Annotated in this window: 24 protein-coding genes; 14 read left to right on the top strand and 10 right to left on the bottom strand. The window is 69.1% G+C overall.

Annotation, left to right across the window (positions count from 1 at the left end; translation table 11 throughout):
- Window positions 1-2: 2 nt before the first annotated feature.
- Window positions 3-995 (bottom strand): Gfo/Idh/MocA family protein, encoded by a 993-nt coding sequence (locus ACIA8G_RS17570; RefSeq protein WP_396419520.1) that lies wholly within the window; start codon window positions 993-995, stop codon window positions 3-5.
- A gap of 34 nt (window positions 996-1,029) precedes the next feature.
- Entirely contained in the window at window positions 1,030-1,677 is a 648-nt protein-coding gene (locus tag ACIA8G_RS17565) for a maleylpyruvate isomerase N-terminal domain-containing protein (RefSeq protein WP_396419519.1), read from the bottom strand.
- On the opposite strand from ACIA8G_RS17565, the gene upp reads away from it, so the two are divergent.
- Window positions 1,676-2,299: a uracil phosphoribosyltransferase gene (upp, locus tag ACIA8G_RS17560; RefSeq protein ID WP_396419518.1), complete on the top strand. Its 624-nt coding sequence runs from the start codon at window positions 1,676-1,678 to the stop codon at window positions 2,297-2,299. The genes ACIA8G_RS17565 and upp overlap by 2 nt on opposite strands.
- A 97-nt stretch (window positions 2,300-2,396) precedes the next feature.
- Window positions 2,397-3,689, top strand: a complete 1,293-nt coding sequence (locus ACIA8G_RS17555; protein WP_396419517.1) for a glycoside hydrolase family 18 protein — start codon at window positions 2,397-2,399, stop codon at window positions 3,687-3,689.
- 36 nt (window positions 3,690-3,725) lie between these two features.
- Here the strand turns inward: ACIA8G_RS17555 and ACIA8G_RS17550 are convergent, their stop codons facing one another.
- Window positions 3,726-4,349: a TetR/AcrR family transcriptional regulator gene (locus ACIA8G_RS17550; protein ID WP_396419516.1), complete on the bottom strand. Its 624-nt coding sequence runs from the start codon at window positions 4,347-4,349 to the stop codon at window positions 3,726-3,728.
- Between the two features lie 55 nt (window positions 4,350-4,404).
- Here ACIA8G_RS17550 and ACIA8G_RS17545 point away from each other — a divergent pair, with 55 nt between their 5' ends.
- From ACIA8G_RS17545 to ACIA8G_RS17530, 4 genes are read left to right on the top strand one after another with little or no spacing between them, the layout of a single operon-like run.
- Window positions 4,405-4,611 carry a ribbon-helix-helix protein, CopG family gene (locus ACIA8G_RS17545; RefSeq protein ID WP_030470728.1) on the top strand — a complete coding sequence of 69 codons (207 nt, stop codon included), beginning with the start codon at window positions 4,405-4,407 and terminating at the stop codon, window positions 4,609-4,611.
- A 32-nt stretch (window positions 4,612-4,643) separates the two neighbouring features.
- Window positions 4,644-5,030 carry a type II toxin-antitoxin system death-on-curing family toxin gene (locus ACIA8G_RS17540; protein WP_396419515.1) on the top strand — a complete coding sequence of 129 codons (387 nt, stop codon included), beginning with the start codon at window positions 4,644-4,646 and terminating at the stop codon, window positions 5,028-5,030.
- A 34-nt stretch (window positions 5,031-5,064) separates the two neighbouring features.
- Window positions 5,065-5,439 carry a MerR family transcriptional regulator gene (locus ACIA8G_RS17535; RefSeq protein WP_396419514.1) on the top strand — a complete coding sequence of 125 codons (375 nt, stop codon included), beginning with the start codon at window positions 5,065-5,067 and terminating at the stop codon, window positions 5,437-5,439.
- A 47-nt stretch (window positions 5,440-5,486) separates the two neighbouring features.
- Window positions 5,487-6,407 (top strand): aldo/keto reductase, encoded by a 921-nt coding sequence (locus ACIA8G_RS17530; RefSeq protein ID WP_396419684.1) that lies wholly within the window; start codon window positions 5,487-5,489, stop codon window positions 6,405-6,407.
- 70 nt (window positions 6,408-6,477) lie between these two features.
- Here ACIA8G_RS17530 and ACIA8G_RS17525 read toward each other — a convergent pair whose 3' ends face one another.
- Both ACIA8G_RS17525 and ACIA8G_RS17520 read right to left on the bottom strand, forming a co-directional pair.
- Window positions 6,478-6,930: a flavodoxin family protein gene (locus tag ACIA8G_RS17525; protein WP_396419513.1), complete on the bottom strand. Its 453-nt coding sequence runs from the start codon at window positions 6,928-6,930 to the stop codon at window positions 6,478-6,480.
- Window positions 6,930-7,397: a hypothetical protein gene (locus ACIA8G_RS17520; RefSeq protein ID WP_396419512.1), complete on the bottom strand. Its 468-nt coding sequence runs from the start codon at window positions 7,395-7,397 to the stop codon at window positions 6,930-6,932. The genes ACIA8G_RS17525 and ACIA8G_RS17520 overlap by 1 nt, the downstream gene beginning before the upstream one ends.
- 109 nt (window positions 7,398-7,506) lie before the next feature.
- Here ACIA8G_RS17520 and ACIA8G_RS17515 point away from each other — a divergent pair, with 109 nt between their 5' ends.
- The gene (locus tag ACIA8G_RS17515) at window positions 7,507-8,049 is read left to right on the top strand and encodes a class I SAM-dependent methyltransferase (RefSeq protein WP_396419511.1); all 543 of its coding nucleotides are present in this window, start codon (window positions 7,507-7,509) and stop codon (window positions 8,047-8,049) included.
- A gap of 21 nt (window positions 8,050-8,070) precedes the next feature.
- On the top strand, window positions 8,071-8,406 hold the full coding sequence (locus ACIA8G_RS17510) for a hypothetical protein (protein WP_396419510.1): 336 nt from the start codon (window positions 8,071-8,073) through the stop codon (window positions 8,404-8,406).
- Between the two features lies 1 nt (window position 8,407).
- On the opposite strand, the gene ACIA8G_RS17505 is transcribed toward ACIA8G_RS17510, so the two are convergent.
- From ACIA8G_RS17505 to ACIA8G_RS17495, 3 genes are all read right to left on the bottom strand, one after another.
- On the bottom strand, window positions 8,408-10,015 hold the full coding sequence (locus ACIA8G_RS17505; protein ID WP_396419509.1) for a phospho-sugar mutase: 1,608 nt from the start codon (window positions 10,013-10,015) through the stop codon (window positions 8,408-8,410).
- Window positions 10,012-10,803, bottom strand: coding sequence for a purine-nucleoside phosphorylase (locus tag ACIA8G_RS17500; protein ID WP_396419508.1), 792 nt, complete (start codon window positions 10,801-10,803; stop codon window positions 10,012-10,014). The genes ACIA8G_RS17505 and ACIA8G_RS17500 overlap by 4 nt, the downstream gene beginning before the upstream one ends.
- A 124-nt stretch (window positions 10,804-10,927) precedes the next feature.
- Window positions 10,928-12,544, bottom strand: a complete 1,617-nt coding sequence (locus ACIA8G_RS17495) for a serine/threonine-protein kinase (protein WP_396419507.1) — start codon at window positions 12,542-12,544, stop codon at window positions 10,928-10,930.
- Between the two features lie 114 nt (window positions 12,545-12,658).
- Between ACIA8G_RS17495 and ACIA8G_RS17490 the strand changes: the two genes are divergently transcribed.
- The 6 genes from ACIA8G_RS17490 to ACIA8G_RS17465 all read left to right on the top strand — a co-directional run bounded on the left by ACIA8G_RS17490 (window position 12,659) and on the right by ACIA8G_RS17465 (window position 20,582).
- Entirely contained in the window at window positions 12,659-14,452 is a 1,794-nt protein-coding gene (locus ACIA8G_RS17490; protein ID WP_396419506.1) for a methylmalonyl-CoA mutase family protein, read from the top strand.
- Window positions 14,449-16,584 (top strand): methylmalonyl-CoA mutase, encoded by a 2,136-nt coding sequence (scpA, locus tag ACIA8G_RS17485; RefSeq protein ID WP_396419505.1) that lies wholly within the window; start codon window positions 14,449-14,451, stop codon window positions 16,582-16,584. The genes ACIA8G_RS17490 and scpA overlap by 4 nt, the downstream gene beginning before the upstream one ends.
- Window positions 16,577-17,569: a methylmalonyl Co-A mutase-associated GTPase MeaB gene (gene meaB / locus ACIA8G_RS17480; protein WP_396419504.1), complete on the top strand. Its 993-nt coding sequence runs from the start codon at window positions 16,577-16,579 to the stop codon at window positions 17,567-17,569. The genes scpA and meaB overlap by 8 nt, the downstream gene beginning before the upstream one ends.
- A 56-nt stretch (window positions 17,570-17,625) precedes the next feature.
- Window positions 17,626-17,919, top strand: coding sequence for a hypothetical protein (locus tag ACIA8G_RS17475; RefSeq protein WP_396419503.1), 294 nt, complete (start codon window positions 17,626-17,628; stop codon window positions 17,917-17,919).
- Between the two features lie 216 nt (window positions 17,920-18,135).
- Window positions 18,136-19,308: a M20 family metallopeptidase gene (locus tag ACIA8G_RS17470; protein ID WP_396419683.1), complete on the top strand. Its 1,173-nt coding sequence runs from the start codon at window positions 18,136-18,138 to the stop codon at window positions 19,306-19,308.
- Window positions 19,305-20,582, top strand: a complete 1,278-nt coding sequence (locus ACIA8G_RS17465; RefSeq protein WP_396419502.1) for a M20 family metallopeptidase — start codon at window positions 19,305-19,307, stop codon at window positions 20,580-20,582. Before ACIA8G_RS17470 ends, ACIA8G_RS17465 begins: the two co-directional genes overlap by 4 nt.
- Here ACIA8G_RS17465 and ACIA8G_RS17460 read toward each other — a convergent pair.
- Window positions 20,579-21,946: an alkaline phosphatase D family protein gene (locus ACIA8G_RS17460; RefSeq protein WP_396419501.1), complete on the bottom strand. Its 1,368-nt coding sequence runs from the start codon at window positions 21,944-21,946 to the stop codon at window positions 20,579-20,581. The two genes, ACIA8G_RS17465 and ACIA8G_RS17460, sit on opposite strands and share 4 nt — an antisense overlap.
- 61 nt (window positions 21,947-22,007) lie before the next feature.
- Window positions 22,008-23,717: a glycerol-3-phosphate dehydrogenase/oxidase gene (locus ACIA8G_RS17455; protein ID WP_396419682.1), complete on the bottom strand. Its 1,710-nt coding sequence runs from the start codon at window positions 23,715-23,717 to the stop codon at window positions 22,008-22,010.
- Between the last annotated feature and the right edge of the window lie 166 nt (window positions 23,718-23,883).

Genomic DNA, 23,883 nt, shown 5'->3' with positions numbered 1-23,883 from the left:
GGTTACTGCACCGGCTGGCGCAGCGGCAGACCGGCCGCCCGGTAGATCGAGTCGATCACCGTCATGTTCCGCACCGCGTCGTCCGCGGTGGTCGGGAACGGCTTGCCGTGCAACACCGCGTCGGTGAAAGCGTCCAGCTGGTAGGCGTAGGTGGGGCGCCGGCCGAACGTCTCGGACGAGCTGCGGTGCTTGAGCCGCAACGAGAGGCGGTGGAAGGTCTGCGGGCCGAGCGGGTTGAAGACGCTCAGCGTGCCGTTCTCGCCGATGGCCTTCATCGACAGCTTGAGCAGCGTCGACGACCACAGCGAGGCCTGCACGGAACCCGTGTGCCCAGAAGGAAAACGCAACGAAGCGCGCATCGCCCTGTCGATCGAGGGGCCGCGCAGCAACGCACGGGCGGAGCGGACCTCGGGCTCCTCGCCGCCCAGCAGGCGCGCCATGTGCACGGCGTAGCAACCGGCGTCCATCATCGCGCCGCCCGCCAGCGAGTAGTCGTAGCGGATGTTGGAGAACACCGGCAGCGGGAAGCAGACGGCGGTCTCGACGTGCCGCAGCGGACCGAGGACGCCGGAGCGGATGATCTCGTCCACGCGCTGGGCCAGCGGGTGGTAGCGATAGTGGAACGCCTCCATCACCACCAGCCCGGAAGCGTTTGCGGCGGCGGCGACCTCGGCCGCCTCCGTGGCGTTCGCGGTGAAGGGTTTCTCGCACAGCACGTGCTTGCCGGCTTCCAGTGCGGCCAGCGTCCACTTGCCGTGCAGGCCGTTCGGCAGCGGGTTGTAGACGGCGTCGACCGCCGGGTCCGCCAGCAAGTCTTCGTAGGAGCCGTGCACGCGGGCGATGCCGTGCTTGTCGGCGAACGCCTGGGCGCGTTCAGTGGAACGGGCCGCTACCGCCACCACTTCGGCGACGGTCGACGAGCGGGCCGGACGGATGACGGCGGGCGGCGCGATCATGGCCGCGCCGAGCACTCCGATGCGCACGTGGTCTGCCACCCGGCCGACCCTACTCCACCTTTGTTAACAGGTATCACTCAAACAGATCGGTGTCCCTGGCCGGGAAGAACGGGATCTTCTCGACGGGCGCCGGGTCGGACCAGTTCCACGACTCCATCTGGCGGCGTGAGCGCCTGCCGAAGAACGCACGCCACAGCTCGAAGCCGTCTACCTCCAGGGTGATCGGCCCGTCGCCGAGTGCGCCGAACTCGGTCTTCACGGTCACCTCCGGCAGGCGGCGCGGGGTCAGCCACACCAGGGTCGGCTGCCACACGGCGTCCGGCAGGCGTTCGCGGCCGAGCACCGCGCGCAGGTCCGCCTCGTGCGTGATCGCGTCCAGCGCGAGCTGGAACGGGATCCGGTCCATCGCGTCGATGCGGATGGCGTGTTCGTTCCACTGCACCAGCAGGTCGTCCGCCGGGACGCCCTCGCGCTCGGCGACGTGCCGCGCGGTCCACTCCTCCGACGGCGCGCCCTCCATCCGGCCCGACACCAGGTCCGACGCCTCGCCGGACAGGTGCGCGATCAGCTGGTGCACGGTCCACTCAGGACATGCCGGCACCACTCGCGTGAGCTCGTCGGCGGTCAGCCCCATGGTCAGGCCGACGATGCGCGGCCGGGCCTCGCGGTAGATCTCTTCGAACACCCCTGGCTCCTCCCCAACGGCTACGGTGACGAGCATGGACGTCACCGTCGTCGATCATCCACTCGCCAGGGCGAGACTCACCACCATGCGTGACGCTCGGACGGACAACGCCGCGTTCCGCGCGGCCCTCCAAGAGCTCACCGTCATGCTGGTCTACGAGGCCATGCGCGATGCGCCCCTGACGGAAGAACGCACGCACACGCCGGTCGCCCGCACCACCGGCCACAAGCTCGCGAACCCGCCGTTGCTGGTGCCCGTGCTGCGGGCCGGGCTGGGCATGGCGGACCAGGCGCACAAGCTGATCCCGGACGCGCAGATGGGTTTCGTCGGCCTCGCGCGCGACGAGGAGACCCTGCAGCCGACGCCGTACATGGAGTCGCTGCCGGAGGATCTCGCCGGCCGCCCGGTGCTCGTGCTCGACCCGATGCTCGCGACCGGTGGCTCGATGGCCTACACGATCCGGCTGCTGACCCAGCGCGGCGCGACCGACGTGACGGCGGTGTGCGTGCTCGCCGCGCCCGAGGGCATCAACCACCTGGAGGACTCGAAGCTCCCGGTGCGTCTCATCACGGCGTCAGTTGACGAGCGGTTGAACGATTCCGGCTTCATCGTGCCTGGTCTGGGCGATGCCGGTGACCGGTTGTACGGGGCGGTTTAGGACATACCTCCGATCGGACGTAGCAATGGTCTAGACCTCAGGCCTATCGTGCTCTGGACCACACATCGCCGCTGCCGCGATCCGAATGAGGAGTCACATGTCCAGACGGAGATGGGGTGTCGCCACGCTCGTGGTCGGCGCCCTGTCAGCGTCGCTGGCCGTTGCGCCCGCGAACGCCGATGTCGAGACCAATGGGCACCACGGTTATTCGAAGACCCGCACCGTTGGGTACTTCATCCAGTGGGGCGTGTACGGCAGGAACTTCCGCGTCAAGAACCTCGTAGACAGCGGGGCCGCCGCGCGGCTCACGCACCTGAACTACGCCTTCGGTTTCCTCGATGAGTCGGGCAAGTGCATCAGCGCCGACCCGTGGGCCGACTGGCAGATGCCTTACACCGCTGAGCAGTCCGTGAGCGGCAAGGCCGACGAGCCTGGCCAGGTGCTCCTGGGCAACCTCAACCAGCTCAAGCAGCTCAAGGCCAAGTACCCCAAGCTGAAGGTCAACATCTCGCTGGGTGGCTGGACGGGCTCGCGCTACTTCTCCAACGCCGCGCTGAACGACGTCTCGCGCGCCGAGCACGTCAAGTCGTGCACCGACATGTGGATCAAGGGCAACCTGCCCGGTCTGCCGGAGGGTGCCGCCAAGGGCGTCTTCGACGGCGTCGACCTCGACTGGGAATGGCCTTCCAGCAACGGCAACATGACTCCGCCGAACGTCGTTCGCCCGGAGGACAAGCAGAACTTCACGCTGCTGCTGAAGGAATACCGCAAGCAGATGGGCTGGAACCGCGACCTGACCGCGTTCCTGCCGGCCGACCCGAAGCAGGTGGACAAGGGCTTCGAGGTCTCGGCGGTGTTCTGCTACCTGACTTTCGGCACGTTGCAGGGCTACGACTACCACGGTGCGTGGGACCCGCCGGCGAACCAGCAGTCCGCGCTGCGCACGCCCAAGGGTGACCCGTCGGAGTTCGCGTTCAGCTCCGAGGTGACGGTCAACGCGTGGCTCTCGCGCGGTGCCCCGCGGTCGAAGGCCGTGCTGGGTGTGCCGTTCTACGGTCGCGGCTGGACCGGTGTGGCGCCGGGTACCCGCAACGGACTGTTCGGGGTGGGCACGCCCGCGCCGGCCACGTACGAGGCGGGCTACGAGGACTTCCACACGATCAAGCCCAAGCTCGCCGACCCGAAGTACAAGGTCTACCGCGACGAGCGCGCCGGCTTCGCGTGGATCTACGACGGCACGACGTGGTGGACCTACGACGACGCGACCGAGATGAAGCGCAAGGCTCGCTTCATCAACGAGCGCAGGCTCGGTGGCGCGATGATCTGGTCGCTCGACGGTGACACCGCCGACGCTGAGCTGATCAAGGCGCTGGACGGTGCCCTGAAGTAGGGCACCGCAGCAGACGGGCTGTCCATTTCGGACAGTTCAGCGGGTCCGGGGAGGTTTCGCGGCGGCCGCCTCCCCGGATTCCGCCATCCACCCCCTGCCGTGCGCCCGCAGTGCCAGCTCGTAGGTGGCCGCGGCGTCGACGCCGGGTGGCAGGTTTCCGTTGAGCTCCAGGCTCACCAGGCCGTGCGCGATGCCCCACATCGACATCGCGATCTGCTCGGGATCCTCGTCGAGGTAGACGCCGAGCTCCACCGCGCGGCGCACCGCGTTGATCACCGGTGCGAACGTCCTGCCCGCGGCCCTGCTCATCTCCCGCGTGTGCTCGACGACCTTCGAGTACAGCACCGAGTAGAACTGCGGGTCCGCCAGCGCGCTGCGCCGGTACGCGAGCCCGATCTGCAGCAGGTCCTCCGCCGGGTCCTCGGTGACCGGCACATTCGCGAGGTTGGTGCCGAACCGGCTGAACGCCTCGTCGTACAGCGCTTCGAGCAACGCGGGTTTTCCGCCGAAGAGGGAATAGACCGCTGTCGTCGAGGTGTTGACGTCGGTGGCGATCTTGCGCAGGCTCACCGCGGCGGGGCCCTCGGTGCTGAGCAGCTCGCCCGCCCGCTCGAGCAGACGCCGTCGCAGAGCGTCATCGTGGGTCTTGGGCCGGGGCATCACGCAATCCTAACGGCCGCTGGTCTGCGTGGTATCAGATTGGTACCGTCCCTCCATGGCGATGACCTTGCGGTTGACCGAGGAGGAGAACCTGCGGCTCGCTGAACTGGCGCAGGCCGAGGGGCGCTCCAAGCAGGAGGTCGTGCGCCTCGCGATCGCGGACCGCTACCAGCGCATGCAGCAGGAGGAGAAGCTCGGCGAGGTGCTTGGGCGAGTCCTCCCGAAGTACCGAGGTCTTTTGGATAGGCTCGGATCTTCCTGAAACTGTCAGACCTCTGTGATCAACTGGGTGCTGTGATCTCCTACCTCGACGCCGGGGACCTCTTAGTGCTGGCCACGGCAGTGACCGGCGGCGACCTCGTCGTCAGGGACATCGGTCTCCTCGACACCGCGGCGTACCGTCCCCGCGCCACCGTGCTCGGCGTGGAGGCCTACGACACGCTGTGGTTGAAGTCCTCCGCTTTACTCGACTCGATCGTGCGAACCCGCCCACTGGTCGAGGGAAACTGGCGCCTCGGCTGGGTCGCCGCCGTCACGATGTGCGACATCAACGGCTACTGGATCGACGCCGACGAGGACGACGCGCTGGACCTCGTCCGCTCGCTCGGCCGCGACAAGATCGACGTCTCGGAGATGGCGGGCCATCTCGAAGCGTGGGGGCTCCCGAAGGATTCCGCTTGACCTAGAGCGCGCTCTAGGTCTTAGCGTCGAGTCCGTGAGTTACTCGATAGCCCAAGCCGCGCAGCGCAGTGGGTTGTCCATCGACACCTTGCGCTACTACGAACGAATCGGGCTCGTCGACCCGCCCGCGCGTGACTCGGGTGGGCGCCGCAGCTACTCGGAGGAAGATCTGGGCTGGCTGGCCTTCGTGACGCGCCTGCGCACGACCGGCATGCCCATCCGCATGATGCGCGAGTTCGCGCAGCTCAGGCACCGCGAACACACCGCGGGCCGCCGCAAGCAGATCCTCGTGGAACACCGCAGCGACGTCCGCGCCCGCATCGCGGAACTGCAGTCGTGCCTCGAGGTGCTGGACTACAAGATCGACCACTACGCGGTGGTCGAGCGGGACTTGGAGGCGACGGCGTGAGCCGTTTCATCGGTCAGCTGGAAGTCGGGCCACAGGGGCTCGGCTGCATGGGAATGTCGGAGTTCTACGGCGCCGGCGACGACGCCGAGTCGATCGCGGTGATCCACCGGGCCCTGGAGCTCGGCGTCACCCTGCTCGACACCGCGGACATGTACGGCCCGTACGTCAACGAGGAGCTGGTGGGCCGCGCGATCGCCGACCGTCGCGACTCGGTGGTGCTGGCCACGAAGTTCGGCATCGTCCGCGAAGCGGGCGGCACGCGAGGCATCCGCGGCGACCGCGAGTACGTGCGGTCCTCGGTCGAGGGTTCGCTGAAGCGGCTCGGGGTCGATCACATCGACCTGTACTACCTGCACCGGGTGCCGGCGGACACGCCCATCGAGGAGACCGTCGGCGCGATGTCCGAGCTGGTCAGCGAGGGCAAGGTCCGGCACCTCGGCCTGTCGGAGGCGGGCGCGGCCACGCTGCGCAGGGCCCACGCCGTGCACCCGATCACCGCACTGCAGAGCGAGTGGTCGCTGTGGTCGCGCGACATCGAGGCCGAGATCGTGCCGGCCGCGCGTGAACTCGGCGTCGGCCTCGTGCCGTACTCGCCGCTGGGCCGCGGCGTGCTGACCGGCCGCTTCACCTCCGCCACCGACTTCGGCGAGGGTGACTTCCGAGCGGTCGCGCAGCCGCGGTTCTCCGGGGCCAACCTGGACGCGAACCTGAAGATGGTCGCCGAGCTCAAGGCGCTGGCCGCCGACCGCGGGGTCACGGCCGGCCAGCTGGCGCTGGCGTGGGTGCAGCACCGCGGTGCCGACGTCGTGCCGATTCCGGGGACCAAGCGGATCAAGTACCTGGAGGAGAACGTCGCCGCAGCCGCTCTGGAGCTGTCGGACGCCGACCTGGCCGCGATCGAGGTGGCCGTGCCGGCCGCCGAGGTGGCAGGGGACCGGTACCCGGACATGAGGCCCGTCGGCCGATAGAACATGTGTTCGAGATAATCCCCAGGGTTGTCCACAGGTTGGGGACAAGAGGCTGTGGACAACCCCGGGTTCATGTGGACAACTGGGCCGCAACGCTGGCGCCGAGCTCCCAGCACGCCTCCAGATCGGCCTTCGACGGCTCGCCCGTGACCAGCACGTGCTGGGCCGCCTTCTCCCAGCCGAGCCCGGTCGTGGCCGCTTCCACGCTGCGCACCGCACCCGTCGTGTCGTTGTTGCCGTGCACGTACAGCCCGAACGGCCGGCCGCGCGTGGAGTCGAGGCACGGGTAGTAGACGGTGTCGAAGAAGTGCTTCAGCGCACCGCTCATGTAGCCGAGGTTCGCGGGCGTGCCCAGCAGGTAGCCGTCGGCCTCGAGCACATCCACAGCCGTTGTGGACAACGCGGCCTTCCGCACCACCTCGACGCCCTCGATCTCCGGGGTGGACGCCCCGGACACGACCGCCTCGAACATCGCCTGCACGGCGGGCGACGGCGTGTGGTGGACGACCAGCAGCCTGGCCATCAGTAGTCCATCTCGTAGTCGTCGCTGTTCGGCGGCGGGTCGTCCACGCCGGCTGCCTTGAGGTCTTCCGAGGTCACCGTGTCCACGGTAGGACCCATGAGTCCGATCAGCTCCTCGACGATGTCGAGGTGGGCCTTCCTCGACATCGTGTTCAGCGCCCCGATCTCACTCACCTTGTCGAGGACACCGGTGCCCTCCAGCTTGCGGATGAGCAGGCCGGCCTCGCCGAAGCCGCTCATCGGCCCGGTGATCGCCGAGTTCGACTTGACCGTGGCCGTGAGCATCATCTTCATCGCCGTGTGAGCCTTGAAGTTGATGCCGAAGGCCTTCAACAGCCCGTCGCGCACCCGCACCTGGTGCGCCTTCATGTCCTTGCTGAACCCGCCCCGGAACATGTCGAGGCCGCGCTTGCTGTCCGGGTGTGCGTCCAGCACCGCCTGTGCCAGGTCACGCCGCGTGTACTCCATGGGCGGCAACATAGATGACCATGACCCGCGCCTCCTACGACATTGTTGCCGCCAGCTACGCCGAGCTCATCCGGACGCGCACGACGGCCGCCCGCTCGACGCCGCGATCATGCGGGCGTTCGCCGAACTGGCCGAGGGGAGGATCGGCGACCTCGGTTGCGGCACCGGCCGCATCACGCAGTACCTGTACGAACTCGGGCTGGACGCGTTCGGGGTCGACCTCTCGCCGGGCATGGTCGAGCAGGCCAAGAAGCTCTACCCGCATCTAGAGTTCCAGGTCGGCGACAACAACGCGCTGGATCTGGAGGACGACAGCCTGGGCGGCGCGGTCGTCTGGTACTCCACGGTGCACGTGCCCGCGGAATCCGTGCCGTGGCGGGAGTTCCACCGCGTCGTGAAACCTGGCGGGTACCTGTTGCACGCGTTCAAGGCCGGCAACCAGAAAGTGCACCTCGACCACGCCTACGGCCACGACGTGGACCTCGACGTCTACTGGCACGAGCCGGACGAGACGGTGAAAAACGCGAGCGACGCAGGATTCAACGAAGTGGCACGCTTGCAACGTCAGAAGGACGTGCACGAGAAGGGCCCGCAGGCGTTCCTGTTGCTGCAGAAGACACAACGGAACCCCGAGGCCCGCAAGACGTCCTAAAGGGTGTACACAGGAGGGACCATGAAGACCACCGCCCTTATGACCACCAGTCCTCGTCAGCGTCGCATCACCTGGGGTTTCGGCCTTGCGATCGGCATCGGGATGATCGGGATCGGGCCCCTCTTCGCGTCGCTGTGGCCGGGGTTCGACCACAGCCCGTGGGACGTCAACACGATGTTGCTCGGACTCGGCGTGGGGCTCTGCACGATCGCCTACATCTTCGGCCGGATCGCCGTCGCGGCGGTCACCGAGGGGCGTCGCAACGCGATCGCCCCGCCGACCAGAAGGGCCTACCTGGTGGCCGGCGGGGGCTTCGTTCTTGCCGCGCTGTGCCTGATGATCGCGCTGGCCGGCTGACCTAGCCGACCAACTCGGTCACGCGCTCCCGCAACACCTTCAACCTGGCAACCGCGGCTTCACGGGCGGACGGAAGTCCGTCCGTGACCGGCTCGACCACTTCCAGGTACGCCTTGAGCTTCGGCTCGGTGCCGGACGGCCGCACGATCACGCGCACGCCGTCCGCGGTCCAGCGCAGGACGTCCGCGCCCGGCAGCATGTCCTCGGACGTGAAGTCCGGCGGAGGCTCGGCGCGCAGCCGGGCCATCGTGGCGCCGATCAGGCTCAAGTCGGTGTACCGCAAGGAAACCTGGTCGGTCAGGTGCAGGCCGTGGTCCAGCGCCAGCTGGTCCAGCGCGTCCAGCAACGTGCGCCCCGACGCCTTCAGCCCTGCCGCCAGGTCAGCGGCCACGACCGCGGCGGACAGGCCGTCCTTGTCGGCGACGTGCGACGGGTCGACGCAGTTGCCCAGCGCCTCCTCGTAGGCGAACACCAGACCCTCGCCCGCCCGCGCCAGCCACTTGAAGCCGGTCAGCGTCTCCGCGTAGCGGGCACCGTGCGCGGCAGCGATCGACTTCAGCAGCGACGACGACACGATCGTCGTTGCCACCAAAGGATCTGCGGACTCGGTCGTCGACAGCACCAGCGAGCCGAGCAGCACGCCCGTCTCGTCACCGCGCAGCATCCGCCACGCCGAGCCGTCCCGCACGCCCAGCGCGCACCGGTCGGCGTCCGGGTCCAGCGCGATCGCCAGGTCGGCGTCGGCGGAGGCGGCCAGCGCCAGCAGTTCGTCCGACGCGCCCGGCTCCTCGGGGTTCGGGAACACGACGGTCGGGAAGTCCGGGTCCGGCACCGCCTGCGACCGCACCACATGCACGTCGGTGAAACCCGCGCGCCGCAACGCTTCCACGGCGAACGCGCCGCCGACACCGTGCATCGGCGTCAGCGCGATCTTCAGGCCCCGCGCGTTCTGGCGCGGCAGCGAGGAGACCCGCTCCAGGTACTCGTCGACCTCGGCGTCCGACACCACCGAGTACGTGGGCGACCGCGGCACCGACACCGCCGCGGGCACGGCCTCGATCGCCTTCTCGATCTCGCCGTCCGACGGCGGCACGATCTGCGAACCGCCGGTCAGGTAGAGCTTGTAGCCGTTGTCCGCTGGCGGGTTGTGCGACGCGGTGATCTGGATCCCGGCGACGGCACCGTGCCGCCGCACCAGGAACGCGAGCACGGGCGTCGGCAACGGTCCTGGCAGCACCCGCACGTCGAAGCCCGCCGCGGCCATGACCTCGGCGGCGGCCGTGCAGAACTCCTCGGACCCGTGCCGGGCGTCCCTGCCCACGAACACCACGCCGGACCCCGGCGAGCCCAGCCACGCGGCCAGTCCGGCGGTCGTGCGGACCACCGTGGCCACGTTCATGCCGTTCGTGCCCGCCCGCACCGGTCCGCGCAGCCCGGCGGTGCCGAACGTCAGCGGCCCGGCCATCCGGTCGGCCAGGTCCTCCAGCGCGGCGGCGTCACCGCCCATCGCGCGCGCCAACACCCCCTGCAGCTCCTCACGAGAAGCCGCGGAGGGGTCGTCAGCGATCCACCGGAACGTCGCGTCGCGCAGTGCCGGCGTGAGGCTCATGCGCGGTCCACCAGCTCGCGCAGCAGCGTGCCCATGCGCTGGGCGGCCGCGGCACCGGCCTCCAGCACCTCCTGGTGGTTCAGCGGCTCACCGGTGATGCCCGCCGCGAGGTTCGTGACCAGCGACAGGCCGAACACCTCGACGCCCTCGGCGCGCGCGGCGATGGCCTCGTGCACGGTCGACATGCCGACCATGTCGGCACCCAGCGTCCGCAGCATCCGGATCTCGGCCGGCGTCTCGAAGTGCGGGCCGGGCAGACCGGCGTACACGCCCTCCTCCAGCGACGAGTCGATCTGCTGGGCAAGCGACCGCAGGCGCGGCGAGTACAGGTCCGTCAGGTCCACGAACCGCGCGCCGACCAGCGGCGACACCGCGGTCAGGTTCAGGTGGTCGGAGATCAGCACGGGCTGCCCGACGGACATGCCCTGCCGCAGGCCACCGGCGGCGTTGGTCAGGATGACCGTCGACACCCCAGCGGCAGCGGCCGTGCGCACGCCGTGGACGACCGTCTGGACGCCCTTGCCCTCGTAGCCGTGGGTGCGGCCGAGGACGACGAGCACCTTCTTCGAACCCACCTCGACGGAGCGGATGGTGCCGCCGTGGCCGAGTGCGGTCGGGGCCTCGTAGCCCGTCAGTTCGCCGACGGGGATTTCGACGGTGGGTGCGCCGATCACGTCGGCGGCGGGCCGCCAGCCGGAGCCGAGCACGATCGCGATGTCGTGCTTCGCCACGCCGGTGCGGCTCTGGATCTCTTCCGCGGCCTTGCCGGCCAGCTCTTCTGGAGTCACCGCGAGAGCTTAAGCCGTGTCCCGCGGGTCTGTCCGCGATAGCCGCGCCCGAGGGGGTCCCTGACGGCACCGTCATGAACCCTCTCGGACACGACTCTCATCGGACCGACCCGCGGGACACGGCTCAAACCGGGGCGAACGTGGAGGCGATCGCGTCGAACAGCCTCACCCGCGCCTCGTCCTCCTGCTCAGTGGGCACGACGACCTCGACCACCCACAGGTCGTTGCCGTGCGGCAGCACGCGAGAGAAGTGCGACCTCCGCAACGCGTTCGGCTCGGTGCCCTCCACCGTCCGGTAGATGAACTGGATGCTCTCCTCGCTGCGCGGCCCCGCGAGGTTCGGCGTCTGCACTTTTTCGCCGCCGAAGAACCGGTCCGGCCACTGCGCCGCCACGCCCTGCGTGTAGTCGCCGATGTCGCGCTTCGGGTAGTAGCCGGGGAACCGCTGGACGGTGACCTCGTACGCACCGGTCGGTGAGATGAAGTGCACGACCGCGGAGGCGGGCATCCAGTTGTCGGCCGCGCGCTGCTCGGCGTACGTCGACCAGCTCTCCTCGACGTTCAGGGCGAACCGGCCGCCCTGGTCACCGTTCGCGGTCACGGCCGAGGCGGTCCGCTGCTCGAACGACGGCGCGGTGGGCAGCGTCGGCAGCACCGTCGGCGAGTTCTGCTCGACCGGCGGGAGCAGCGGGGCCCCCGCCACGATCCGCGTCAGCGCGAACCCGCCGCCCGACCCGGCCAGGAACAGCAGGACGGCCGTGACCAGCACGAACGTCGTCGCGATCGGACCGCGCCGGCGCTGCCGCGGGAACGGCTCGGTGACCAGGAACGGCAGCGGCCCTGGGTCGTCGGCCAGCGGCGCGTCCGGCTCGACCTTCGGCTTCGGCCGCACGATCACCGGCGGCGCCACCGTCTGACGCACCTCGAACGCGTCCGTGCCGGGCTCCGGCAGCAGCGGGTAGACCTGCTTGCGCACGTCGACCAGCGGCATCCGCTCGGCCGGCTCCTTCTGCATCAACCCGCTGATCACCGGCGCGAGCCGCCCGGCACCGGCCGGCACCGGCACGTCACCGTTGATCACCGAGTTGATCGTCTGCATGACGTTCTTGCCCACGTAGGGCGGCTCGCCGGCCATCGCGGCCCACAGCGTCGCGCCCAGCGACCAGCGGTCCGCGGCCGCCGACACGTCCCCGCCCTGGGCGACCTCGGGCGCGATGTAGGCGGGGGTGCCCAGCGTGATGCCCCGCGCGGTCATGGTGGCCTCGGCGACGTTGCGCGCGATGCCGAAGTCCGTGAGCTTGACCCGGCCGTCGTCGGCGATCAGCACGTTGCCGGGCTTCACGTCCCGGTGCGTGATGCCGGCCCGGTGCGCGGACTCCAGTGCGGCCGCGATGGCGTCCAGCACCGCCGCGCCCTGCTTCTCGGTGAGGCAGCCCTGCTCCTGCAGCACCTCGCTGAGGCTGCGCGACGGCACGATCTCCATCACCACGTACGGGTCGCCGTCGTGCTGCACGACGTCGTAGAGCGTGACGAGGTTCGGATGCGACAGCGCGGCGACGGCCCGTGCCTCGCGCATGGTGCGTTCGCGCAGCTCAGCGGCCGCGACGTCGGGCATGCCGGGCGGCCGCAGGATGCCCTTCACCGCGACCTGCCGGCGCAGCACCTCGTCGTGGGCGGCCCAGACCGTGCCCATCGAGCCCTGTCCGAGCAGGTGCAGCAGCCGGTACCTAGCCGCGATCAAGCGATCCTGGTCACCGTTTTCCACTAGCCCATTCTTCCTGACACTCTTGCTGCATCATTAACGGCGGTGAACCTCACATAGCCGTGTCGGTACCGGTCGGTAACACTGCAACGCATGATGGAGTTGGCCTTGTCCGCCGAATTCCGCCCGAACGAGTTCCCCTCCGCGTCGAGGGAACAGTGGCGTGAGCTGGTCGACGCCGTCCTCCGCAAGACCGGGGCCAGCTTCGAGTCGCTTGTCACGAAGACCTACGACGGCATCGAGCTGCAGCCTCTCTACACGCTGGACGACGCGCTGCCCACGCCGTACGCGCTCGCGCCGGCCAAGCAGGGCTGGGACGTCCGCCAGCGCCACGCCGTGCCCGACCCGGTCGCCGTGATGAACGACCTGGAGGGCGGCGTCACCTCGTTGTGGCTCGCCATCCCCGCCGACTCGCTCGAGCGGGTGCTGGACGGCGTCTACCTCGACCTCGCGCCGATCGTGCTCGACGGTGACGTCGACGCCGCCCGCGCCATGCTGCGCATCTACGACCAGGCGCCGCTGCTGGCCGCGGACGTGGTCGGCAACCTCGCTCTGGTGCCGTCTGGCGAGGCACTGGACGTCATCAAGCAGGCCAACAAGCTCTTTCCGGGTCTGCGCACGGTGGTCGTCGACGCGCTGCCGTTCCACGACGCGGGCGGGTCGGACACGGAGGAACTCGGTGCGTCGCTCGCGCTGGCCGTCTCCTACCTGCGTGCTTTGACGGATGCCGGGCTCGGCGTCGCGCAGGCCTTCGCGCAGCTGGAGTTCCGCTACGCCGCGACCGCCGACCAGTTCCTCACCATCGCGAAGCTGCGAGCGGCTCGCCGGCTGTGGGCGCGGGTCGCCGAGGTGTCCGGTGCCGACGTGCCGCAGGTGCAGCACGCTGTCACGTCCTCGGCGATGATGACCCGCCGCGACCCGTGGGTGAACATGCTGCGCACCACGGTGGCGACGCTGGCCGCCGGTCTCGGTGGCGCCGACTCGGTGACGGTGCAGCCGTTCGACGCGGCCATCGGGGTGCCGGACGAGTTCGCCCGCCGCGTCGCCCGCAACACGCAGAACCTGCTGCTGGAGGAGTCGCACCTCGGTGAGGTGATCGACCCCGCGGCCGGGTCCTGGTACGTGGAGAAGCTCACCGACGACCTCGCCACGCGGGCCTGGGCGTGGTTCCAGGAGATCGAACGGGCGGGCGGGCTGCCTGCCGCGCGGTCGTTGGTGGCCGACCGGATCGCTCAGACTTGGGAGAAGCGTTCTGCGCGGCTCGCGAATCGCAGCGATCCGATCACGGGGGTGAGCGAGTTCCCGAACCTGGGTGAGAAGCCGGTCGTCCGCCCACCCGCTCCCGGCGCGCCCGTCGCCGCAGCCGACCCCGCTCCCGGGATCGATTCCGACTCGCAGGCCCCCTGGGGGGATCCACCCCCCATCCCAAGTGTCTCAGGCAGGTCTGACAGTTCCTGGCTGCCGCGCGTCCGCTACGCCCAGGCCTTCGAGGAACTGCGCGACCTGGCCGACGCCCAACAGGAACGCCCCCAGGTCTTCCTCGCCACCCTGGGCCCGGTAGCCGCGCACACCGCCCGCGCCACCTTCGCCGCGAACCTCTTCAACGCCGGCGGTCTCGCCACCCCGAACGCGGGCCCGACCAAGACCGCGGACGACGTGGCGCAGAAGTTCAAGGAGTCCAAGGCAAGGGTCGCCGTGCTGTGCGGCAGCGACACCAGCTACGCCGACGCCGCCCAGGTCGTCGAGGCGTTGCGCGAAGCCGGCGCCGAGCGGGTACTCCTGGCCGGGCGCAAGAGCGACGCCGAGGTCGACGGCTACGTCTACGCGGGTTGCCCGGCGCTGGAAATCCTGAACGACACCTTCGAGTTCCTTGGAGTCAGGCGATGATCCCCAACTTCGCGGACATCGACCTCGGCCCGCTGCCGTCGGCGAAGTACGAGAGCGACCTGCCGGTGTGGGACACGCCGGAGGGCATCGCGGTCAAGCCGGCCTACGGACCGTCCGATGTGGACGGACTGGACTTCCTGCAGACCTATCCCGGTGTCGCGCCGTTCCTCAGAGGCCCGTACCCGACGATGTACGTCAACCAGCCGTGGACTGTCCGCCAGTACGCGGGTTTCTCGACGGCCGAAGAGTCGAACGCCTTCTACCGCCGCAACCTCGCGGCCGGGCAGAAGGGTTTGTCGGTCGCCTTCGACCTCGCCACCCACCGCGGCTACGACTCGGACCACCCGCGCGTGGCCGGGGACGTCGGCATGGCGGGCGTCGCGATCGACTCGATCTACGACATGCGCACGCTGTTCGACGGCATCCCGCTCGACAAGATGTCCGTGTCGATGACGATGAACGGCGCGGTGCTGCCGATCCTGGCCCTGTTCGTCGTCGCGGCGGAGGAGCAGGGGGTGAAGCCGGAGCAGCTCATGGGGACGATCCAGAACGACATCCTCAAGGAGTTCATGGTCCGCAACACCTACATCTACCCGCCCGCGGCGTCGATGCGGATCATCTCCGACATCTTCAGCTTCACCAGCCAGAAGATGCCGAAGTACAACTCCATCTCCATCTCCGGCTACCACATGCAGGAGGCCGGGGCGACGGCCGACCTGGAGCTGGCCTACACCCTCGCGGACGGCGTCGAGTACATCCGGGCCGGAAAAGAAGCGGGCCTGGACGTGGACGCGTTCGCGCCGCGTCTGAGCTTCTTCTGGGCCATCGGCATGAACTTCTTCATGGAGATCGCCAAGATGCGGGCCGCACGCCTGCTCTGGGCGAAGCTGGTCAACGGCTTCGAGCCCAAGAGCCAGAAGTCGCTCAGCCTCCGCACGCACTGCCAGACGTCCGGCTGGTCGCTCACCGCGCAGGACGTGTTCAACAACGTCGCGCGCACGTGCGTCGAGGCGATGGCCGCGACGCAGGGGCACACGCAGTCGTTGCACACCAACGCTCTCGACGAGGCGCTCGCGCTGCCGACGGACTTCTCGGCGCGAATCGCCCGCAACACCCAGCTGCTGCTGCAGCAGGAGTCCGGCACCACGCGCGTGATCGACCCGTGGGGCGGTAGCGCGTACGTCGAACGACTCACGAACGAGCTGGCCGCAAAGGCCTGGGAGCACATCACCGAGGTCGAGAAGGCTGGTGGCATGGCCCGCGCGATCGACGAGGGCATCCCCAAGCTGCGCATCGAGGAGGCCGCCGCCCGCACGCAGGCGCGCATCGACTCCGGCCGCCAGCCCGTCATCGGCGTCAACAAGTACCTGGTGACCAACGACGAGCAGATCGACGTCCTCAAGGTCGACAACGCGGGCGTGCGCACGCAGCAGTTGGAGAAGCTCAGGCGCCTGCGGGAGGAGCGCGACCAGTCCGCTGTGGACAGTGCGCTCAACGCGCTGACGAACGCGGCGAGCGGTGGCGGTAACCTGCTCGAGCTCGCCATCGACGCCGCCCGCGCCAAGGCGACCGTGGGCGAGATCTCCGAGTCGCTCGGCAAGGTGTGGGGGCGGCACACCGCCCAGATCCGCACCATTTCCGGTGTCTACCGGCAGGAGGTCGGCCAAGTGTCCAACGTGGACGCCTGCCGCGAGGTCGTCGAGGCGTTCGCGGAGGAGGAAGGCCGCCGGCCGCGCATCCTGGTCGCCAAGATGGGTCAGGACGGTCACGACCGCGGCCAGAAGGTGATCGCCACGGCGTTCGCGGACCTCGGCTTCGACGTCGACGTCGGCCCGCTGTTCCAGACGCCGGAGGAGGTCGCGCGCCAGGCCGTGGAGGCCGACGTGCACATCGTCGGCGTGTCCTCGCTCGCCGCCGGCCACCTCACGCTGGTGCCCGCGCTCAAAGAAGAACTCGCCAAGCTCGGCCGCGGGGACATCATGATCGTGGTCGGTGGCGTCATCCCGCCGCAGGACTTCGACGAGCTGTACGCGGCGGGTGCGGCGGCGATCTTCCCGCCCGGCACCGTGATCGCCGACGCGGCCAAGGATTTGCTGGTGAAACTCTCGGACCAGCTCGGGCACCATGGCTAGGGTGATCGATGTCGCCGAGTACACGAAGGGCGTCCTCGACGGCAATCGAGGCGTGCTGGCCAAGGCCATCACGCTGGTCGAGTCGAAGCGCGCCGAGCACCGAGCCAAAGCGCAGGAGCTGCTGATCGAGCTGTTGCCCAAGTCGGGCAACGGGATCAGGGTCGGCATCACGGGCGTCCCCGGCGTGGGCAAGTCGACGTTCATCGACGCTCTCGGCACCACGCTGACCGAGAAGGGCCACCGGGTGGCGGTGCTCGCCGTCGACCCGTCGTCGACCCGCACCGGCGGCAGCATTCTGGGCGACAAGACGCGCATGTCGCGGCTCTCGGTGAACCAGGACGCGTTCATCCGGCCCTCGCCGACCTCCGGCACGCTCGGCGGCGTCGCGCAGGCCACCCGCGAGACGATCGTGCTGGTCGAGGCGGCCGGCTTCGACGTGGTGCTGGTCGAGACCGTGGGCGTCGGGCAGTCCGAGGTGGCCGTCGCGAACATGACGGACTGCTCGCTCTTCCTGACCCTGGCGCGCACCGGCGACCAGCTGCAGGGCATCAAGAAGGGCATCCTCGAACTCGCGGACGTCATCGCGGTCAACAAGGCCGACGGCGACCACGAACTGGAGGCCCGCAAGGCCGCCCGTGAGCTGGCCGGTGCGTTGAAACTGCTGCGTCCCCCGGACGCGTTGTGGCACCCACCGGTGCTGACGTGTTCCGGCCTCACGGGAACCGGTCTCGACGAGCTGTGGTCCCGAGTGCTGGAACACCGGGCCACCCTGAGGGACGCGGGCGAGCTGGACGAACGGCGCCGCCGCCAGCAGGTCGAGTGGACCTGGATGATGGTCCACGACGAACTGTGGCGGCAGGTGCGCGAGAGCACCGCTGTACGCGCGCTAGCGCCCTCTTTGGAGGAGAAGGTGCGGTCAGGAGAACTGACCGCGACCCTCGCCGCGGAGCAGATTTTGCAGGCGTTTCAATCGGACTCTGGGTGAGCGCTTAACTAGTTTGGGTGACCTTCGAACGTGGTATTCGAGGTAGAGTTCAGGCCATGTCGAGGTTGCTGCTGGCCTGCGTGTTCGCGCTGATGGGTGTCTTCGGTCTGGCCGGAACATCCTTCGCCGGAGACACCGCGAACGACGCCGTAGTAGTAGCCGGGCAGACGACCGTGAACCCGGCGCCGAGCGTGGATTCCCCGCAGGCGCCGTCGCCCGAAGAGCGGGCGGAGACCAAGCGCAAGCTGTGGCTCGGCGGAATCGCCGCGCTGCTCTTCGTGCTGGTCTACTACCGCAACAAGAAGCGGTGGGCAGCGTGGCGCAAGGACAGGGCGGCCAAGAAGGGCTGACTCGAGGACCGCTCGGCGGTCGTTCGAGGTGAGACGATTCGTCCCAGATGATGGGACGTAATAGTCAAAATTAAGCGTGCTTCCCGACCATTTGCGTCATCGTTGATCGGTCAGACCGAAACTCGCTCGCCGCTTGGCGCAGCGCTGCGACCGGCCAGCCGGTTGATCATCATCAGCGCACCGCGTCTTTCGGGTGGTGATGCAGGATGGTGGCAAATGGGTACCGATTTGAAGATCAGCACACGCTCGACCGTCGAGCGGTACTCGGACGCGCTGCTGGACCTGTCGCACTCGATCCACGCCGAGCCTGAGCTGGCGTTTTCCGAGCACCGCAGCGTTGAGAAGATCACCTCCCTGCTGGCCCGCGAGGGTTTCAAGATCGACCGCGGCGTCGCTGACCTGGAAACCGCGTTCACCGCGACGTACGGCGACGGCGAGCTGGTGCTGGGACTTTGTGCCGAATACGACGCACTGCCCGAGGTCGGGCACGCGTGCGGGCACAACGTCATCGCCGCGGCTTCCGTGGGCTCCGCACTCGCGCTGCGTGATATCGCGGACCGACTGGGTGTCACCGTGAAGGTGATCGGTACGCCGGCCGAAGAGGTCGGCGGCGGCAAGGTGCTCATGCTGGAACGGGGCGTGTTCGACGACGTCTCGTTCTCGATGATGGTGCACCCGGCGCCGTACGAGTCGTGCGCCGCGCGCTCGCTGGCCATCACCGACCTCGAGGTGCACTACACGGGCAAGCCGTCGCATGCGGCCGCCGCCCCGCACCTGGGCATCAACGCCGCGGACGCGGTGACGGTCGCGCAGATCTCGATCAGTCTGCTGCGCCAGCACCTCGAACCGGGCCAGATGGTGAGCGGCATCGTCACCAACGGCGGCACCGTGCCGAACGTAATACCCGCCCGCGCATCGGCGATGTTCGATGTGAGGGCGGAGAACTTGGAGTCTTTGCAGCGCCTGGAGAACCGGATCCGGGACTGCTTTCAGGCCGGCGCGCTCGCGACCGGCTGCACCCATGAGGTCGTGCAGGTCTCACCGATCTACGCCGAGCTGACTCCCGATCCGTGGCTGGCGGACGCCTACCGGCGTGCGGCCACCGAGCTGGGACGACGTCCGCTTTCGCCGGAACTCGAGCAGCGAGAGAAGATCGGCAGTACCGACATGGGCAACGTCACCAGAGTGTTGCCCGCTATCCACCCGACCATCGCCATTGACTGCGGAGACGCGGTGAACCACCAACTAGAGTTCGCGACCGCCTGTGCGTCGGCGTCGGCCGACCGTGCGCTGCTCGATGGAGCACTTGCCATGGCCTGGACGACGATCGCGACAGCCACCGATTCCCAGCAGCGCGCACGTCTGCTGGCCCGCGGAGGTGCGGCATGACGGTTCTGGACTCCCGGCCCTCCGGCTCCTCAACTGTGAAGACGTCCACCGAGATGCTTGTCGACCCCACCGGGGTGAGCATGTCTCCTGTGGATGATCTCGGAGAGGGTCGTGGACCGGCCTGGCTCGACGACTGGCTGAAGGCGCATGCCTCCGACATCGTCGCCTGGCGCCGGCACATCCACGCCCACCCCGAGTTGTCCCGTCGTGAGTACAACACCACCGAGCTCGTGGCGAAGCTGCTGCGCGAGGTCGGCCTCAAGCCACGGGTGCTGCCCGGCGGCACCGGCCTGATCTGCGACATCGGCAGCGGCCCCCGCTGCGTGGCGTTGCGCGCGGACATGGACGCCCTGCCGTTGCCGGAGAACACCGGCCTGCCGTACTCGTCCACTGTGGACGGTGTGTCGCACGCGTGCGGCCACGACGCCCACACGACGGTCCTCGTCGGCACCGCGCTGGCGCTCGCGTCGGCCACCGAGCTCCCCGGCCGCGTCCGTCTGGTGTTCCAGCCGGCCGAAGAGGTCATGCCGGGCGGCGCGCTGGACGTGCTGGCGGCGGGCGGTCTCGACGGCGTGGAGCGGATTTTCGGTCTGCACTGCGACCCGCGGCTGCAGGTCGGCCGGATCGGCACCCGCATCGGCGCCATCACGTCGGCCTCCGACCTGCTGGAGCTGCGGCTGTCGTCGCCGGGCGGCCACACCTCGCGCCCGCACCTGACCGCGGACCTGGTGCACGCCCTGGGCACGGTCATCACCGGCCTGCCGACCATGCTGTCGCGCCGCGTCGACCCCCGTTCCGGCACCGTCCTGGTGTGGGGCGCGGTCCACGCGGGTGAGGCGCCGAACGCGGTGCCGCAGGAAGGCCTGGTGCGCGGCACGCTGCGCACCGGTGACCGCGACATCTGGGCCGAGCTCGAGCCGCTGGTCAAGGACCTCGTGACGGGCCTGCTGGCCCCGACCGGCGTCGGCTTCGACCTGCACCACCGCCGCGGCGTGCCGCCGGTGGTGAACGAGCGCGAGTCCACCCAGATCCTGCGTGCCGGCATCGAGGCCGCGCTGGGCGACGACGCGCTCGCAGGCACCGAGCAGTCCTCCGGCGGTGAGGACTTCGGCTGGTACCTGGAGCACGTCCCCGGCTCGTTCGCGCGCCTCGGCGTGTGGAACGGCCAGGAGAAACAGCGCGACCTGCACCAGCCGACGTTCGACCTCGACGAGCGCGCGCTCCTCGTGGGCGTCCGCGTGATGGTGCACACCGCGCTGGCTGCTCTGGCCTAGAGGACGACCCTTTCAGATCGTGCCGTGTTGTGGCGCGTGCGGAACGAATGCGCACGCGCCACAGCGCTGTCCGGGTCCTTCTTGTCCGCCACGTAGTGCCAGTCCATCCGGACCTCGTCCGGCGTGACCCGCAGCGTCGAGACGCCGTGCGAGTCCAGCTCCACGAACCGCACGTGCGGGTTGAGCGCCTGGAACTGCGCCTCGACCTGCAACGCGACCGTGCGCGGCGGCACCTTCAGCAGATCGTCGAAGTTGTCCGACGTCAGCGACGTGACGACGTACTCCGTCGCCACCGAGTTGTTGTTGTACGGCACCTCGTTGGCCCACGAGCTGTGGATGTCGCCGGTCAGGAACACCGTGTTCTTCCGCTCGCCCAACGACCTCAGCACCAGCTCCCGGTCGGCGGGAAAGCCGTCCCACTGGTCGGGGTTCGTCTGCGGGAGGCCCGGTAGCGGCGGGACCTTGAGCGGGCTGATCATCACCGAGTTGCCGACGAGCTGCCAGCGGGCGCCGTCGGTGGTGAGGGTCCTGATCAGCCGGTCGCGCTGGGCCGTGCCGAGGATCGTGCTGTCGGTGCGGTACGAGCGCAGGTCGAGCATGGTCAACGTCGCCAGCGAGCCGAAGTGGAACGTCCGGTCGAGCTTGCCCTCCCGGACCGGCATCCACTCGAAGTAGGCCTGCGTCGCGGCGGCCATCCGCGCGGCCCACGGGCCTTCGGTGGCCGGATCGTGTTGTGGCGAACCGATGCTGGACGAGTTGTCGGCGCTCTCGTGATCGTCCCAGGTCGCGATCATCGGGTGAGCTGAGTGCAGCGCCTGCACGTGCCGGTCGGTCTTGTACTTCGCGTGCCGGCGCCGGTAGTCGTCGAGGGTGATGCACTTGTGCGGTGGGTCCTGCTCCCGGACCACGCCGTCGACGTTCTCGTAGATGTAGTCGCCGAGGTGGATCACGGCGTCGAGGTCCTGGCGAGCGAGGTGCCCGTAACCGGCGAAGTGCCCGGCCGACCAGTTCGCGCACGACGCGATGCCGAAGTTCAGCTCGGACCCGCAGCCCCCGGTCTTGGTCCTGCCGACCGGTGACACGACGTCGCCGACGCGGAAGCGGTACCAGTAGCGGGTGTTGTCCCGCAGGCCGTGGACCTCGACCTTCACCGTGTGGTCCCGCGCGGCGGAGGTGCGGGTGGTGCCGCGCCGCACGATCCGGCGGAAGTCCTCGTCGCGCGCGATCTCCCAGCGGATCGGCTCGGACGTGATCACGCGAGTCCACAGCAGCACACCGTCCGGCAACGGATCACCGGACGCGACACCGTGCTCGAACAACGGAGTGGCAGCGCGGGCGGTACCGGTCGAAGCGGCACCGGCCACGGCTGCGCCTAGCAGGAAAGTTCTTCTGGCAACCCCAGTCATGCCTCCAGCATGCCGAAGATCAGCTCACCGGTTCGGTCAATTGAGGACGCGCTTCCGGGGCAGAGGCGCGGACGGCGTCGGCCGCCTGGTCGTCCGGCTGGGTCTGGGACGCGCGCTCGGCCTCGACGCGTGCGTTGTAGACCTCGATCTCGCGCTTGATCGCGTCCTCGTCCCAGCCGAGCACCGGCGCGATCAGCCGCGCCACCGCCTCCGCCGAGTCGACGCCGCGGTGGGCGTACTCGATGGAGATGCGGGTGCGCCGCGTCAGCACGTCCTCCAGGTGCATCGCACCCTCGTGCGAGACCGCGTACAGCGCCTCGACCTGCAGGTAGTCGGGGGAGGCCGGGATCGGCTTGAGCAGCTCGGGGTTGTCGGTCGCCAGCGACAGCACCTCGTGCACCAGCGAGCCGTAGCGGTCCAGCAGATGCCGGACGCGGTACGGGTGCAGGCCGTGCTTGGCCGCCAGCTGATCGGCCTGGTTCACCAGCGCGTGGTACCCGTCGGCACCGACCAGCGGCACCTTGTCCGTGATGGACGGCTGGATCCGGCCCGGCATGTCCACCTGCGCCGCGTCGACGGCGTCCGCACCCATGACCCGGTACGTCGTGTACTTGCCGCCCGCGATCGCCACCAGACCCGGCGAGACCCGCGCCACCGCGTGCTCGCGCGAAAGCTTTGACGTCGAATCGGATTCGCCAGCCAGCAACGGCCGCAGACCCGCGTAGACGCCCTCGATGTCGTCGTGAGTCAACGGCGTCGCGAGCACCGAGTTGACGTGCTCGAGGATGTAGTCGATGTCGTGCTTGGTCGCCGCCGGGTGCGCCAGGTCGAGGTTCCAGTCGGTGTCCGTGGTGCCGACGATCCAGTGGTTGCGCCACGGGATCACGAACAGCACGGACTTCTCGGTGCGCAGGATCATGCCGGACTCGGCCACGATCCGGTCCCGCGGAACGACGATGTGCACGCCCTTCGACGCGCGCACCCGGAACCGGCCGCGCGAGCCAGAAAGCCGCTGCAGCTCGTCCGTCCACACGCCGGTCGCGTTGATCACGGCATGCGCCCGCACGTCGACCTCGCGGCCGTCCTCGACGTCGCGCACCCGCACGCCGGACACCCGGTCCGCCTCGCGCAGGAACCCGACCACCTGGGTCGAGGTGCGCACGACGGCGCCGTAGTGGGCGGCGGTGCGGCCGACCATCATCGTGTGCCGTGCGTCGTCGGCCTGGGCGTCGTAGTAACGGATGCCGCCGATCAACGCATCGCGCTTCAAAGCCGGCACCAGACGGAGGGCGCCCGCACGGGTGAGATGTTTCTGCCCCGGCACGGACCGGGCGCCGCCCATCGTGTCGTACAGGAACAGCCCGGCCGCCGTGTACGGGCGCTCCCAGATGCGGTTGGTCAGCGGGTAGAGGAAGCTCACCGGCTTCACCAGGTGCGGTGCGATGCGGTTGAGCAACAGCTCGCGTTCGCGCAGTGCCTCGCGGACGAGGCCGAACTCCAGCTGTTCCAGGTAGCGCAGGCCGCCGTGGAAGAGCTTCGAGGATCTGCTCGACGTGCCCGACGCCAGGTCACGGGCCTCGACGAGGGCTACGCGCAGACCTCTCGTGGCCGCGTCCAGAGCCGCGCCGACACCGACCACACCGCCGCCGATCACGACGACGTCGAACGTCTCGGATCCCAGGCGGTGCCAGGACTCCTCGCGTTCGGCCGGGCCGAGCCTGCCGGTGATCGGTGGTGCGAGATGGGTTTGCGGTGGAGCAGCTGCGTTCTTGCGCGTTGCCACGACAGACGCCTCCCTGTGACGACTCCGGCTCACGCTACCTTCAGCCACCGCCCTTCGCCCATGGATGCGCTGCTAGATACGAACGGCCCCTAAACGGCCTGATGCGGTCTAA

Source organism: Lentzea sp. NPDC051213, from assembly GCF_044455585.1.
GTDB lineage: Bacteria > Actinomycetota > Actinomycetes > Mycobacteriales > Pseudonocardiaceae > Lentzea.
The sequence above is the reverse complement of the archived record's forward strand: the minus strand, read 5'-3'. Positions and strand labels throughout refer to the sequence as shown.

Coding starts and splice junctions, on each gene's coding strand:
- upp (WP_396419518.1), top strand. CDS start 1,676: ATGGACGTCACCGTCGTCGATCATCCACTCGCCAGGGCGAGACTCACC.
- ACIA8G_RS17475 (WP_396419503.1), top strand. CDS start 17,626: ATGTCGAGGTTGCTGCTGGCCTGCGTGTTCGCGCTGATGGGTGTCTTC.
- ACIA8G_RS17530 (WP_396419684.1), top strand. CDS start 5,487: ATGGGAATGTCGGAGTTCTACGGCGCCGGCGACGACGCCGAGTCGATC.
- ACIA8G_RS17520 (WP_396419512.1), bottom strand. CDS start 7,397: ATGGAGTACACGCGGCGTGACCTGGCACAGGCGGTGCTGGACGCACAC.
- ACIA8G_RS17550 (WP_396419516.1), bottom strand. CDS start 4,349: ATGCCCCGGCCCAAGACCCACGATGACGCTCTGCGACGGCGTCTGCTC.
- ACIA8G_RS17470 (WP_396419683.1), top strand. CDS start 18,136: ATGGGTACCGATTTGAAGATCAGCACACGCTCGACCGTCGAGCGGTAC.
- ACIA8G_RS17505 (WP_396419509.1), bottom strand. CDS start 10,015: ATGAGCCTCACGCCGGCACTGCGCGACGCGACGTTCCGGTGGATCGCT.
- ACIA8G_RS17510 (WP_396419510.1), top strand. CDS start 8,071: ATGAAGACCACCGCCCTTATGACCACCAGTCCTCGTCAGCGTCGCATC.
- ACIA8G_RS17490 (WP_396419506.1), top strand. CDS start 12,659: ATGATGGAGTTGGCCTTGTCCGCCGAATTCCGCCCGAACGAGTTCCCC.
- ACIA8G_RS17555 (WP_396419517.1), top strand. CDS start 2,397: ATGTCCAGACGGAGATGGGGTGTCGCCACGCTCGTGGTCGGCGCCCTG.
- ACIA8G_RS17515 (WP_396419511.1), top strand. CDS start 7,507: ATGCGGGCGTTCGCCGAACTGGCCGAGGGGAGGATCGGCGACCTCGGT.
- scpA (WP_396419505.1), top strand. CDS start 14,449: ATGATCCCCAACTTCGCGGACATCGACCTCGGCCCGCTGCCGTCGGCG.
- ACIA8G_RS17525 (WP_396419513.1), bottom strand. CDS start 6,930: ATGGCCAGGCTGCTGGTCGTCCACCACACGCCGTCGCCCGCCGTGCAG.
- ACIA8G_RS17465 (WP_396419502.1), top strand. CDS start 19,305: ATGACGGTTCTGGACTCCCGGCCCTCCGGCTCCTCAACTGTGAAGACG.
- meaB (WP_396419504.1), top strand. CDS start 16,577: ATGGCTAGGGTGATCGATGTCGCCGAGTACACGAAGGGCGTCCTCGAC.
- ACIA8G_RS17545 (WP_030470728.1), top strand. CDS start 4,405: ATGGCGATGACCTTGCGGTTGACCGAGGAGGAGAACCTGCGGCTCGCT.
- ACIA8G_RS17565 (WP_396419519.1), bottom strand. CDS start 1,677: ATGCTCGTCACCGTAGCCGTTGGGGAGGAGCCAGGGGTGTTCGAAGAG.